Annotated in this window: 10 protein-coding genes and 2 tRNA genes; 5 read left to right on the forward strand and 7 right to left on the reverse strand. The window is 70.7% G+C overall.

What is annotated here, in order from left to right:
• The first annotated feature begins 8 nt into the window (after nt 1-8).
• Both hisN and OG447_RS01555 read left to right on the forward strand, forming a co-directional pair.
• Nucleotides 9-812, forward strand: coding sequence for a histidinol-phosphatase (gene hisN, locus OG447_RS01550; RefSeq protein WP_266934362.1), 804 nt, complete (start codon nt 9-11; stop codon nt 810-812).
• Between the two features lie 175 nt (nt 813-987).
• Nucleotides 988-1,380 carry a cyclic nucleotide-binding/CBS domain-containing protein gene (locus tag OG447_RS01555; protein ID WP_266934363.1) on the forward strand — a complete coding sequence of 131 codons (393 nt, stop codon included), beginning with the start codon at nt 988-990 and terminating at the stop codon, nt 1,378-1,380.
• Between the two features lie 71 nt (nt 1,381-1,451).
• Here OG447_RS01555 and OG447_RS01560 read toward each other — a convergent pair whose 3' ends face one another.
• Nucleotides 1,452-2,921 carry a catalase gene (locus OG447_RS01560; protein ID WP_323181712.1) on the reverse strand — a complete coding sequence of 490 codons (1,470 nt, stop codon included), beginning with the start codon at nt 2,919-2,921 and terminating at the stop codon, nt 1,452-1,454.
• Nucleotides 2,922-3,050: 129 nt separating this feature from the next.
• Between OG447_RS01560 and OG447_RS01565 the strand changes: the two genes are divergently transcribed.
• On the forward strand, nt 3,051-3,467 hold the full coding sequence (locus tag OG447_RS01565) for a Fur family transcriptional regulator (RefSeq protein WP_266934365.1): 417 nt from the start codon (nt 3,051-3,053) through the stop codon (nt 3,465-3,467).
• A 141-nt stretch (nt 3,468-3,608) separates the two neighbouring features.
• Here the strand turns inward: OG447_RS01565 and OG447_RS01570 are convergent.
• Both OG447_RS01570 and OG447_RS01575 read right to left on the reverse strand, forming a co-directional pair.
• Nucleotides 3,609-3,682: transfer RNA gene (locus OG447_RS01570), tRNA-Met, on the reverse strand.
• A 47-nt stretch (nt 3,683-3,729) separates the two neighbouring features.
• Nucleotides 3,730-4,326 (reverse strand): TetR/AcrR family transcriptional regulator, encoded by a 597-nt coding sequence (locus tag OG447_RS01575; protein ID WP_266934366.1) that lies wholly within the window; start codon nt 4,324-4,326, stop codon nt 3,730-3,732.
• Between the two features lie 106 nt (nt 4,327-4,432).
• Here OG447_RS01575 and OG447_RS01580 point away from each other — a divergent pair, with 106 nt between their 5' ends.
• Nucleotides 4,433-5,524: an NAD(P)/FAD-dependent oxidoreductase gene (locus OG447_RS01580; protein ID WP_266934367.1), complete on the forward strand. Its 1,092-nt coding sequence runs from the start codon at nt 4,433-4,435 to the stop codon at nt 5,522-5,524.
• A gap of 319 nt (nt 5,525-5,843) precedes the next feature.
• On the opposite strand, the gene OG447_RS01585 is transcribed toward OG447_RS01580, so the two are convergent.
• The 3 genes from OG447_RS01585 to OG447_RS01595 form a co-directional block, all read right to left on the reverse strand.
• Nucleotides 5,844-7,715, reverse strand: coding sequence for a tetratricopeptide repeat protein (locus tag OG447_RS01585; RefSeq protein ID WP_266934368.1), 1,872 nt, complete (start codon nt 7,713-7,715; stop codon nt 5,844-5,846).
• A 192-nt stretch (nt 7,716-7,907) separates the two neighbouring features.
• Nucleotides 7,908-7,981: transfer RNA gene (locus tag OG447_RS01590), tRNA-Met, on the reverse strand.
• Between the two features lie 61 nt (nt 7,982-8,042).
• Nucleotides 8,043-10,922, reverse strand: a complete 2,880-nt coding sequence (locus OG447_RS01595; protein WP_266938704.1) for a UPF0182 family protein — start codon at nt 10,920-10,922, stop codon at nt 8,043-8,045.
• A 140-nt stretch (nt 10,923-11,062) separates the two neighbouring features.
• Between OG447_RS01595 and OG447_RS01600 the strand changes: the two genes are divergently transcribed.
• Nucleotides 11,063-11,650, forward strand: coding sequence for a PPA1309 family protein (locus tag OG447_RS01600; RefSeq protein WP_266934369.1), 588 nt, complete (start codon nt 11,063-11,065; stop codon nt 11,648-11,650).
• 65 nt (nt 11,651-11,715) lie between these two features.
• Here the strand turns inward: OG447_RS01600 and OG447_RS01605 are convergent, their stop codons facing one another.
• Nucleotides 11,716-12,804, reverse strand: a complete 1,089-nt coding sequence (locus tag OG447_RS01605) for a PDZ domain-containing protein (RefSeq protein WP_266934370.1) — start codon at nt 12,802-12,804, stop codon at nt 11,716-11,718.
• Nucleotides 12,805-12,877: the final 73 nt, after the last annotated feature.

The following is a 12,877-nucleotide window of genomic DNA, read 5'->3' on the forward strand; positions in this document are numbered from 1 at the left end:
GTTCGGGCATGCCCGAGTATGACGATGACCTGCGCCTTGCCCTCGAACTCGCCGACGCGGCGGACGCCGTCACGATGCAGCGGTTCCGCGCCCTCGACCTGGTGGTCGAGACGAAGCCGGACATGACTCCGGTGAGCGAGGCGGACAAGGCCGCCGAGGAGGTCGTCCGGGCCGGCATCGAGGCCGCGCGGCCCGGTGACGCGATCCTGGGCGAGGAGTACGGGCTCAAGGGCAGCGGCCCGCGCCGCTGGGTGGTGGACCCGATCGACGGCACGAAGAACTACGTGCGCGGGGTCCCGGTCTGGGCCACGCTGATCTCCCTGATGGCGGAGGGCGCGGACGGCGTCTTCGAACCGGTGGTCGGCGTGGTGTCCGCGCCGGCGCTGGGCCGCCGCTGGTGGGCCACGCGGGGCGGGGGCGCGTACGCGGGCGGGGCGCTGGGCGAGACCGCTGCGATCGGCGTGTCCAAGGTGGCCGGGCTGGGCGATGCCTCGTTCGCCTACTCCTCGCTGAGCGGCTGGGAGGATCGGGGCCGGCTCGCCGGGTTCCTGGACCTGACCCGCGCGTGCTGGCGTACGCGCGGCTACGGCGATTTCTGGCCGTACATGATGGTGGCGGAGGGCTCGCTGGACCTGTGCGCCGAACCGGAACTGAACCTGTGGGACATGGCGGCCATCGCGGTCGTGGTCCAGGAGGCGGGCGGCCGTTTCACCAGCCTGGACGGGGTGGACGGGGTGCACGGCGGGAACGCGGCGGCCTCCAACGGGCTGCTGCACGAGCGGATGCTGGAGCACCTGCGGCCGCGCGCCTGAGGTCCGGCCGGTGTGCGCCCGCGCACCGAAACGGTGAACACCCGTTCCCACGCGCCTTCTTGCTGCCCTCCCGCGTCCGTGGGAATCTGAGACTCCCCCCGCTTGTGCGCTTGTGAATGTCTTCTCAAGTGCACCCGCCCAAGCGGCGGGACTCACCCAGGAGGTGGCTCTCTTCATGCTCGTCCGTGACGCCATGAGCACCGTGATCCTCACCCTCGGACCCGCGCACACCCTCCGGCAGGCGGCCTGCCTGATGTCCGGCCGGCGCGTCGGCGCGGCCGTCGTCCTCGACCCCGACCACAGCGGAATCGGCATCCTGACCGAGCGCGACATCCTCAACTCGATCGGCGCCGGCCACGACCCCGACCAGGAGTCCGTGGGCGCGCACACCACCAACAACGTGGTGTTCTGCACGCCGGACGCCACCTTGCAGGACGCCGCCGAGGCCATGGCCCACGGCGGTTTCCGGCATCTGATCGTGCTGGAGCACGGCGGCCCGGTGGGCATCGTCTCCGTACGCGACATCATCCGCTGCTGGGTCCCGGCCCGGCGCACCGTCCCGGCCTGACCCGAACGACGACGGGCCGGAACCCTCCGAAGGAGGTTCCGGCCCGTCGTCCTGCTACGACAAGCGGTCCATCAGCCGCGAAGGGCCTGGACCGCGGCTTCCAGTCGCTTGCCGAAGTCACCGTCCGCCTGGCGGAAGTTGTCGATGGCGCGCTCGACGATGTCGTCGCGGGAGACCTTGGCGATGAAGCCGGACAGGTTCTCGATCAGACGGGACTTCTCGTCCTCGGAGTACAGGCGGTAGAGGTTGCCCGCCTGGACGAAGTCGTTGTCCTCGCTGTGCACCGGCGCGGCGTGGTTGCCCGTGCCGCCGGTCACCGGGGTGGACACCCACAGCGGGCGGTCCGTCTGCTGCGGGCCGCCGAAGCTGTTCGGCTCGTAGTTCTTCGCACCCTTGTGGCGGCCGTCGTACAGGTAGCCGTCACGGGAGTTGGTGCGCGCCTCGGTGGCGTGCGGACGGTTCACCGGCAGGTGGTCCGCGTTGATGCCGACGCGGTAGCGGTGGGCGTCGCCGTAGCCGAAGAGGCGGCCCTGGAGCATCTTGTCCGGAGACGGACCGATGCCGGGGACGAAGTGCGCCGGGCTGAATATGCTCTGCTCGACCTCGGCGAAGACGTTCTCCGGGTTGCGGTTGAGCTCCAGCTTGCCGATCTCGATCGGCGGGTAGTCCTCGTGCGGCCACACCTTGGTGAGGTCGAACGGGTTGAAGCGGTACTGGGCCGCCTCGGCCGCCGGCATGATCTGGACCTGCACGGTCCAGCTCGGGAAGTCGCCGCGCTCGATGGACTCGCGCAGGTCGCGCTGGTGGGAGTCCGGGTCCTCGCCGGCGAGCTGGTTGGCCTCGGCCTGGGTGAGGTTCTTGATGCCCTGGTCGGTCTTGAAGTGGTACTTGACCCAGAAGGCCTCGCCGGCCTCGTTGTTCCACTGGAACGTGTGCGAGCCGTAGCCGTTCATGTGGCGGTAGGACGCCGGGATGCCGCGGTCACCGAAGAGCCAGGTCACCTGGTGGGTCGACTCGGGGCTCAGGCCCCAGAAGTCCCACACGTTGTCGGCTTCCTGCGAGCCCGTGTACGGGTCGCGCTTCTGGGTGTGGATGAAGTCCGGGAACTTGATGGCGTCCTTGATGAAGAACACCGGGGTGTTGTTGCCGACGAGGTCGTAGTTGCCCTCTTCGGTGTAGAACTTCAGCGCCCAGCCGCGGGGGTCGCGCACCGCGTCGGCGCTGCCGAGGTTGCCCGCGACGGTGGAGAAGCGCAGGAACGTTTCGGTCTGCTTGCCGACCTCGGACAGGAACTTGGCCCGGGTCCACTGGGAGACGTCACGGGTCAGCGTGAAGGTGCCGTACGCACCGGCGCCGCGGGCGTGCACCACGCGCTCCGGGATCCGCTCGCGGTTGAAGTGGGCGAGCTTCTCCAGCAGCAGCTGGTCCTGGACGAGAACGGGCCCGCCGACGCCAGCGGTCTCACTGTTCTGGTTGTCGGCGACCGGAGCCCCGGCCTCCGTGGTGAGCGGTCCCTGCGTCACGTGCGCCTCCTGCGTCATTCTGCGTGTCCTGTCCTTGGCCTGTGCTGTGTTCGATCCTACGATGGACTTTGTCTAAGTCAAGTGAGTATCCAAGTCCGCACTGATTCGGGAGTTACACCGAGTCCCCGCGCTGTTAGGCTGGCATCCATGAGTGACCTGCTGGAACGACTTCGCGGACGCGGATGGCGCATGACCGCACAGCGGCGCGTCGTGGCCGAGGTGCTCGACGGTGACCACGTTCACCTGACGGCGGACGAGGTGCACGCGCGAGCGGTGGTCAAGCTCCCCGAGATCTCCCGGGCGACGGTATACAACACGCTCGGAGAACTCGTCTCGCTCGGCGAAGTCTTGGAAGTCGCGACCGATCGCCGGGCCAAGAGGTACGACCCGAACGCCCACCGGCCGCACCAGCACCTGGTCTGCGCCCAGTGCGGCGCGATCCGCGACGTCCACCCGGCGGGCAACCCGCTGGCCGATCTGCCCGACACCGAGCGCTTCGGCTTCGTCGTGTCGGCGGTCGAGGTGACGTATCGCGGGGTGTGCCCGAACTGCGCCGCCACCTAGGGCGGCCGGAGAAGACCTGACATAACGCGGAAGGCCGGGAGCCGAGGCTCCCGGCCTTCCGCGTTCCGCGGTTCCCGCGATTTCTGCAGCCGCAAACGACTCGAGGCCCGGATCCATGGGATCCGGGCCTCGGGCCTTCAGTAGCGGGGACAGGATTTGAACCTGCGACCTCTGGGTTATGAGCCCAGCGAGCTACCGAGCTGCTCCACCCCGCGTCGGTAAACCTGACTTTACGTGAGGGGGCACGGCAGATGCAAATCGGTTAACCGGCCAGCCCGCGGTGGAGCAGCGAGGTCAGGGTGTCGACCACCTCGTCGTCGTCGAAGGCGACCCCGCTGGTCATGGCCGCGTACCCCAGCATCGAGACCATGGCCCCGATCGCCGCGGCGACCAGCTCGGGGTCCCCGGGGACCTCCTGGCCGCGTTCGCGCATGTACGCGAGGTGCTCACGCAGCGGCGCGGTGTCCCCCACGAGCCGCTCCCAGGCCAGCCCGGACCGGGGCGGCTCGGCCATGGACTTCTGGAAGAGGGCGACCACCACCGGCAGGTGGTCCCGGAAGACCCCCCAGGTGGCCGCCACGTGCGTACGCAGCTGCGCGCGGTCGGCGAGGTCGTGCTCGCGCGGGTGGCCGCCGGCCCCGACCGCCTCGTCCACCTGGGCCCCGATGTCCGCGAGCAGCGCGTTCAGCAGCTCCTCCTTGCCGGCGAAGTGCTCGTAGAAGGACCCGGTGGAGCGGCCGGCCGCCTTGGTGATGTCGGTGATCTTCGTCTGCGCGTAGCCGCGCTCCAGGAAGAGGGCGCGTGCCGCCTCCTTGAGCGCCGCCTCCGTGCCGGCCGCCCGCTCCTTGCGCACTCCCACCGCGATCCCCGTTCCCTCTTGACGCCTCGTTCGCGGCCTCATCATACTGAACCCAGTTTCACCGAATTGAGATTCAGTGAATGAGCATTCAGCGAAAGGGGCGGACATGCGTGTGTCAGTCATCGGGGGCGGAGTGGCCGGAGCGGCGAGCGCGATCGCGTTGCGCCGGCGCACGGGCGCCGAGGTCACGGTCCACGAGGCGTACGAGACCGTGTCGGACCAAGATGCGGCCGGCCAGGTGGGCTCGTTCCTGAGCCTCGCCGTCAACGGGCTGCGGGGGCTGGACGAGCTGGGCTGCCTCGCCGCGGTCCAGGCCGCCGGGTTCCCGGTCGCCGACCAGCTGATGTGGTCGGCCTCGGGCAAGCTCCTCGGCCGGGTGCCCCGCGGCCGGCTGGCCTCGGACACCCTGCACAGCACGACCCTGCTGCGCGGCCGGCTCGTGGAGGTGCTGCGGGCCGAGGCGGTGCGGGCGGGGGCCCGCTTCGTGACGGGGCGGCGGGTGGTCCCCTCGGAGGCGGAGGGGGACCTGGTGGTGGCGGCGGACGGCATCTGGTCGGCGGCCCGCACCGCGCTGGACCCGGCGGCGCCGGCCCCCGAGTACGCGGGGCTCTACAGCGTGTCGGGGGTCTCGCACCTCCCGGACCTGGCCCGGGGCTCCTTCCACATGGTCTTCGGCCACCGGGGGGCGTTCCTGTACATCCCGGCGCCGGACGGCACGGTGTGGTGGTCGGCCCAGGTGGCCGCGCCGGAGCCGCCGGACCCGGCGGAGGTCACCTCGGGCCTGCTGGAGGAGCTGTACCGCACCTCTCGGATGCCGCTGGAGGTGCTGCGGGCGGCGACGCGCGTGGACCGGCCGACGCCGATGCACCGGCTGGCGGAACTTCCCGTCTGGCACGACGACCGCACCGTCCTGATCGGCGACGCGGCCCATCCGGTGGGCGCCGGGCAGGGCGCGTCCATGGCGATCGAGGACGCGGTGGCCCTGGCCGGAGCCGTGGCCGCGTCCCCGGACGTCCCGTCGGCCCTGGCCGCGTACACCCGCCTACGCCGCCCCCGCGCGGCCCGCATGACCAGGTCGGCCGCGTCCAACCGGGACTCCAAGACCCCGGGCACCATGCAACGCCGCGTCAACGACCTGCTGATGCCCTTCGTCTTCCGCCACGCCTACGCCCGCTCAACGTCCTGGCTCTACCGCTGACCCCACCCGGCCCGACACCCGCCGCCCAACGCCCGGCCGTCCTATGCCCGCCCACTCAACACCCGCCCGTTCCACCCAACCCCATCACCGCCAACCCCAGCCCCCCGACCCCAGCACCGCCAACCCCAGCCCCGCCGGCGATTGAGGCGCGGGGTCCGGGGCGGCGCCCCAGGATCTTTGAGCCCAGCCGGCGATTGAGGCGGGGGCTGGGGGGGAGCCCCGATCCTTCAGCCCCGCCGGCGCTTGAGGCGCGGGTTCCGGGCCGGAGCCCCGGCAGCGGCACGGCACCCGCGGGCACGGCAGGGCCCCCGGCCAGGGATCAGGCCGACAGCTCCTCCGCAAGCGCCTGCCGCAGCCGCGCCGCCCGCTCGGAGACCTCCGCCGGGCCCAGCTCCATGGCCCGTACGCACCACTTCTGCCCCTCCGCCAGGTCCCCGTGCCGAGCGGCCAGCAGCCCCAGCCGCAGGGCCGCGCGCCCGTGGCCCGCCACCGCCGCCCGGGTCCACCACAGCGCCGCCTCGGGCTCGCTGCCCTCGCGGGCCAGCAGCAGCCCGAGGTTGAAGGCGCCGTTGCGGGACCCGGCCTCGGCCGCCTCCCGGTACCAGCGCGCGGCGACCGCCAGGTCACCCCGGGCCGCCGCCAGCATGCCGACCCGGACCTGCGCCCGCCGGTGACCCAGCTCGGCGGCCCGCTCGTACCACTCCTCGCTCTCGGTCCGCGGGGCGCCGCCCGCCGGCTCACCCAGCGCCACCGGCTCCGCGGGCGGGGCCAGCGACTCCAGCAGCGAGGCCAGCCGGAACGCCGCCTCCGCGCTCCCGCCGCCCGCCGCGCACCGCAGGTGCCGTTCGGCGGCACGCTCCTCGCCGTCCCGCACCAGCGCGATGCCGACCTGGAGGGCCGCGTCCGTGTGGCCCGCCGACGCGGCACGCTCGTACCACTTCAGCGCCGTCCGGTCCTCGTCGCGGCTGGCGAAGAGGATGCCGAGGTTGAAGGCGGCGTCCACGCTGCCCGCCTCGGCCGCCTTGGAGAACCACGGTTCGGCGCCCGCCGCGTCGCCGCCCTGGAGCAGCAGGATGGCGAGCGCGTTGGCCGCCTCCCGGTGTCCGGCGTAGGCCGCGCGCCGGTACCACTGCTCGGCCTGTGCGGTCCGGTCCTGTGCGACGCACAGCAGAGCAAGGTTGTACGCCCCGTTCTGGTCGCCCGCGTCCATGGCCGTGCGGTACCAGCGCTCCGCGGTCTGGGTCTCCCCGCGGGCGGCGTGCAGCGCGCCCAGCGCGTTGGCCGCGTTGGCGTCGCCGTCCTGCGCGGCCCGGTGCCACCACGCGGCCGCGTTGTCCTCGTCCCCGGCGTCGCGCAGCAGGAAGCCCAGCGCGCACGCGGCACGGGCCTCCCCCTGCTTGGCGGAGGTCAGGTACCAGCGCCCGGCCTCCTTGAGCTCCCCGCGCGCCTCCAGCAGGGCGCCCAGGTGCAGCGCGGCCCGGCGGTGTCCGCGCGCGGCGGCCTGCCGGTACCACTGCTCGGCCTCGGTGGGGTCGCCCTTGCGCAGGTGCCGTGCCAGCCGGTACGCGGCCTCGCGGTGCCCCTGCTCGGCGGCGGCGCGGAACCACCGCTCGACACCCTTGTCACCCCGGTGTTCCAGCAGGTCGGCCAGCCCGTACGCACCCAGGGCGTGGCCGGATTCCGCCGCCTGGCGGAGCCAGTACTCGGCGGCGGGCTCGTCGCCCCGCTCGCGGAAGTGGCGGCCCAGGGCGTGCGCGGCCGGCGCGGATCCGGCGACGGCGGCGACCCGCCACCAGTCGGCGGCCTCCTCGGGGTAGCCCCGCTGGTGCAGCAGCACGCCGAGGTTGTTCGCGGCGGCACGGTCCCCTTCGCCGGTGGCTCCGCGCAGGTACGGCTCGGCCCCGGACAGGTCGCCGCGGCGCAGCAGCAGCGCCCCGAGCACGCTCATGGCACCCGGGTCGCCCTGGTCGGCGGCCACCCGGTGCCGGGCTTCCAGCTCGGCGTCGCTCGCCGCGTCGGTCTCGGCGAACATCTCCTCCGCACTGTGTTTGTCCAAGAACTCCGCATCGGTCAGCACGGTCTGCGCGTTGACAAGGGGAGCCGTGTCACCGGCTCCCGTACCCGGCTCCGACTCCGCCCTCACAAACCGCCCTGTCTCCAGCAGAGTTGACCTGTCCCCCATAAATCCCATCGTCGCATCACCTGCTACCCGCGTACACCTGGTATGTCGCAGCCAGTGAGGTCACTACAGCGTTTTGTCGACATGCCCACAGAGAGATAAGTCAAACACGCTCCCGCCCCAACTCACCCTTCCCAGCTACCGTGTGTCCGCTCCGGACATGACGAAGGCCCGGATCCCATGGATCCGGGCCTTCATCTTCAGTAGCGGGGACAGGATTTGAACCTGCGACCTCTGGGTTATGAGCCCAGCGAGCTACCGAGCTGCTCCACCCCGCGTCGGTGAAACCACAGTATCACGATGCGGGAGGGAGCTTTTACCCCTTGCGGGGCCGGGCGGCTAGCCGCCCGGATTGGGTGCCGTCAGCTTCGCCTCCGCGTCGACCGCCCGCTTCAGCGCCGCCTTGATCTCTTCCTGCGCCTTGCCGAAGGCCGCCCAGTCTCCGGCCTGCCGGGCCTTCTCGGCGTCCTCGACGGCCTTCTGCGCGTCGGCGAGCGCCGCCTTGACCGTCGGGTTCGTGCTGGCCGGCGGCGGCGTGGTGGTGCCCTCGCCCGGCGGGGTCGTGGGCGGGGTGGTGCTCGGCGCCTCGGCCCCGAAGACCACGTTCAGCGCCTTCTCCAGGGTGTCCTCGAAGGCGGTCTGCTCCCCGTAGGTCACCAGAACCTTCTTGAGCAACGGGTACTTCAGCCCGCCACCGCGCACGTACACCGGCTCGACGTAGAGCATGCCCTTGTCGAGCGGGACCGCGAGCAGGTTGCCGTACTCCACCTGCGAGTCGCCCCGGCTCAGGATGTTGATCTCAGTGGCGATCTCCGGCTTGGAGTTGAACCGGGACTGCACCAGCTTGGGTCCGTCCACCGGGTTGGTGGTGGGCAGCTTCAGCAATCTGATCTTGCCGTAGTCGGGCGTGCCGGGGTCGGCGTTCACCTGCATGAAGGCGCTGAGGTTGTCCCGGCCGTTCGGGGTGAGCGTGGTGGTGAGCGAGAAGGCCTGGTTCGGCTCCTTCTGACCCGGCATCTTCAGGGAGAGGTAGTACGGCGGGACCGCGTTCCCCTCCTTGTTCGTCGGGTCGTCCGGCACCGCCCAGACCTCGCTGCCGCTGAGGAAGGTCTGCGGGTCGGTGACGTGGTAGCGGGTCAGGAGCTCGCGCTGCACCTTGAACAGGTCCTGCGGGTAGCGCAGGTGGTCCATCAGCGCCTGCGGGATCTCCTTCCGGGCCTCGACCGTGCCGGGGAAGGCCTTCATCCAGGTCTTGAGCACCGGGTCCTGGGTGTCCCACTGGTACAGCTTCACCGTGCCGTCGTAGGCGTCGACGGTGGCCTTCACGGAGTTCCGGATGTAGTTGACCTGGTTCTCCTGCGCGACGACCGCGCGCTGGGAGTTGGTCAGCGAGTCCGCCGTGGTGTCCCCGAGCGTCGTACGGGAGGCATAGGGGTAGCCGTTGCTGGTGGTGTAGGCGTCCACGATCCACTGGATCCGGCCGTTGATCACCGCCGGGTAGGCGGCGCCGTCGATGGTCAGCCAGGGGGCGACCGCCTCGACCCGCTCCTTGGGCGTCCGGTTGTAGAGGATCTTGGAACCCTCGCCGATGGCGCCCGAGTAGAGGATCTGCGGCTCGCTGAAGGCGAGGGCGTAGGCGGCCCTGTTGACCGGGTTCCCGAGGCTCACACCGCTGTCGCCCTGGTAGGTGGTCTCCTTCTCGCCCTTGTCGTCGGCGTAGTCGAGCTCCTTCTGCGGGCCCCCGACGATCGAGTACTGCTTGGTCTGCTCGCCGTAGTAGATCCGCTGCTCGTACTTTCCGAGGTCACCGGTGGAGGGCAGGCCCGACTCGGTGAAGACGGGGGTGCCGTTCGGGGCGACCTCGGTGCCCTTGGCGGCAACCGCGCCGAAACCATGGGTGTAGCGGAAGTGGTCGTTGATCCAGTTGTTCTTCGGGATGCCCGCGAGGTTGAGTTCGCGGAGGCCGATGACCGTGTCCTGGCCCTTGTACCGGTCCACCGCAAGGGTGGACGGGAAGCCGTAGTAGCCCCGGTTCTGCTGGAGCTGCTGGAAGGCCGGGGAGACGATGTTCGGGTCGAGCAGCCGGACACTGGCCGTGGTGTTGGCGTCCTGGCGGAGCTTGTTCTTGTCCGCCTTGGGGTCCGGGATGCCCGCGTAGTCGCTGACCTCGGTCTTGTCGATGCCGTACGCGTCACGCGTCGCCGCGATGTTCTTCTGGACGTACGGCGATTCCTTGGCCTGCTCGTTCGGCTGGACCTGGAACTTCTGCACGATCGCCGGGTACAGCCCGCCGATCAGGATCGCCGAGAGCACCATCAGGCCGAAGCCGATCACCGGCAGCTGCCAGGTGCGGCGCCACAGCGTCGCGAAGAACAGCACGGCGCAGATGGCGGCGATCGCGACGAGGATCGTCTTGGCCGGCAGGTACGCGTTCGCGTCGACGTAGCGCAGGCCGGTCCAGTTGTCCGCCGCCTTGAAGTCGCTGGACTTCACGGCGAGGCCGTAGCGGTCGAGCCAGTACGCGATCGCCTTGAGCGTGACGAAGAGGCCGAGCAGCACCGACAGGTGTCCGGTCGCGGCGGCGGTGGCCCGGGCGCCCGGGCTGGTCACGCGCAGTCCGCCGTACAGGTAGTGCACGACGGCGGCGGCGATCACCGAGAGCACGACCGCGGCGAAGCCGAAGCCGAGCAGGAAGCGGTACCAGGGGAGGTTGAAGGCGTAGAAGGAAACGTCCAGGTTGAACTGGGGGTCCTTCTGCCCGAAGGGCACCCCGTTGACCCACATCAGCCAGGTCTTCCACTGGCCGGCCGCCGAGGCGCCCGCGATCAGGCCCACGAGCACGGAGATGCCCAGGAGCAGCCACTTCTTGTAAGGGGCGATGCTCATCCGGTAGCGGTCGAGGCTCTGCTGCTCCATCGACATCGCGCTGAGCGGCGGCCGCAGCCGGTACGCCAGCCAGATGTTCAGCCCGACGGCACCGGCCATCAGCAGACCGAAGACGGCGAACAGGCCGATCTTGGTCCACAGCGTGGTGGTGAAGACGGAGGAGTAATTCACGGAACGGAACCAGAGCCAGTCCGTCCAGAACCCCGCGAACATGATGAAAAGCATGGCCAGGACGGCCAGTACGCCCAAGGTCATGAGGAGAGTGCGGGCTCGCCGGGACGGGCGGCCGACTCTCATCCGTGGCCCGGAAGGGCCTCCGCCGCGGTCCGGCATCTGGAAAGCCAAGGTGCGCACCTCGAAAGTCGCTGAGTCTGGTAATGAACGGGGCCCCCGATCGTAGAGCCCACTCATGCAACTTACGGAGGCTTTAGTCAGTTCCCGGTATCCGGCGGAAAGGAGGCAGGATGTTGCCCATGTCCAACCTTTCACCTTCCCCCACGCCGCCCGATAAGCCGACTCCGTCGGCGGGGCCGATGGCGGCCAGCCCGCTGACCCGTGCCTGTCTCGAGATCGACGAGTACGCGGCCGGCCTCGGCTGGGACAAGCCCGCCCGGCTGTTCGCCCTCGTCGACACCGCCCGGCTCAAGAAGCAGGAGCCTCGGCTGGCCGGCCAGCTCGGCCTCGACCAGGACGACGCCGGCAAGTCCTCCCTCACCCCGATCGAGCAGGACGAGGTCCCGGCCGGGACCCCGCTCGACAAGTTCCTGGGCACCATCGCCTGGCCCGACGCGGTCGTCGGCTGCGCGCTGACGGTGGAGCGGCTGATGCTGCCGCCGTCGGCGGAGGCCTCCGTACCGGAGGGGCTGAACGACAAGCAGCTGGCGAAGTGGGTCGCCGGGCACCCCGAGCGGCAGGAGGTCCGCATCACGGTGGCCGTGCTGCGCGACGGGTCGCGCGAGTCGGCCGTACGGCTGCGCGAGAAGGACTCCTCGACCGAGGTCCTCACCGGCGGGGGCCTGGTGCCCGGGCTGGCGGAGGCGCTGGCCGCGACCTTCTCGTAGGCCGGAGGGGTACGTCGGCCGGAGGGGTACGTCGGCCGGGGCCGGACGCGGCCGGGGCGGACCGGTCAGGGCTTGCCGCACTGCGGCAGCCCGGCCTTGTCCCCCTTGCTGATCTTCTCCAGGGCCTTCGTGGCGTCGTCCATGGTGGCGACCTTCACCAGGGTCAGCCCCTCGGGCACGTCGGAGGCCGCGGCCGCGCAGTTCTCGGCGGGCGTCAGGAAGTACTCGGCGCCGGCCTGGCGGGCGCCGATGGTCTTCATCTGGATGCCGCCGATCGGGCCGACCTTGCCCTTGTCGTCGATGGTGCCGGTACCGGCGACGAACTTGCCGCCGGTCAGGTCCTCCGGGGTGAGCTTGTCGACGATGCCGAGGGCGAACATCAGGCCGGCGCTGGGCCCGCCGACGTCCGCGAGCTTGATGTCGATCGTGAACGGGAAGGTGTGGTCGGTTCCGGCCCGGATCCCGACGATGGCGTGACCGTCGTCCTCCGCCTTGCCCGCGGTGATGGTGACCTTGGCGGAGCCGGTGGGCTCGCGCTGGGCCTTGGCCGCCTCGGCCGCCTCCGCGGCGGGAATGACGGTGAACTCGACCGGCTCGCCGGGCTTGTGCTTGGTGACGAGCTTCGCCACGTCCTCGGGGGCGGTGACGGGAGCGCCGTCCACGGCCTGGACGACGTCACCGGCGTGCAGCTTGCCGTCGGCGGGGCTGGCCTTGACCACGGAGGAGACGATCACGCGCGCGGTGACCGGGATGCCGAGCTGCCGCAGGGCCGCCACCTTGGCGCTCTGCTGCGACTGGCTGAACTCCTCGGCGTTCTCCTGCGTCGACTGCTCTTCCGTCTTGCCGTCCGGGTAGAGGTTCTCGTGCGGCACGACGATGTTGTCGCCCGCCAGCCACCCGTAGACCGCTTCCAGCAGGTTCATGTCGTAGTCCGCGCCGGTGACGCGGACCGTCGTCATGTTGAGGTGACCGCTGGTCGGGTACGTCTTGCGCCCCGCGATGTTGAGGACGGGCTCGCCGTGCGAATCACCGAGCGTGTTCACGGTCGGGCCCGGGCTCATCTCGGCGTACGGGACCTTCAGGAACACCCCTGCGCAGAGCAGCGCGAACAGCATGAGGGTGGAGGCGAGCATCGTCGCAGTGCGGCGTGGCATGGATCCGACAGTACGGGACGGCCCTGGCGGGCGGCCCCTGGGGCCGGTCCGTACGGGGCCGTGCGCGGAAGTC

The sequence above is a fragment of the Streptomyces sp. NBC_01408 genome (genome assembly GCF_026340255.1).
Taxonomy (GTDB): domain Bacteria; phylum Actinomycetota; class Actinomycetes; order Streptomycetales; family Streptomycetaceae; genus Streptomyces.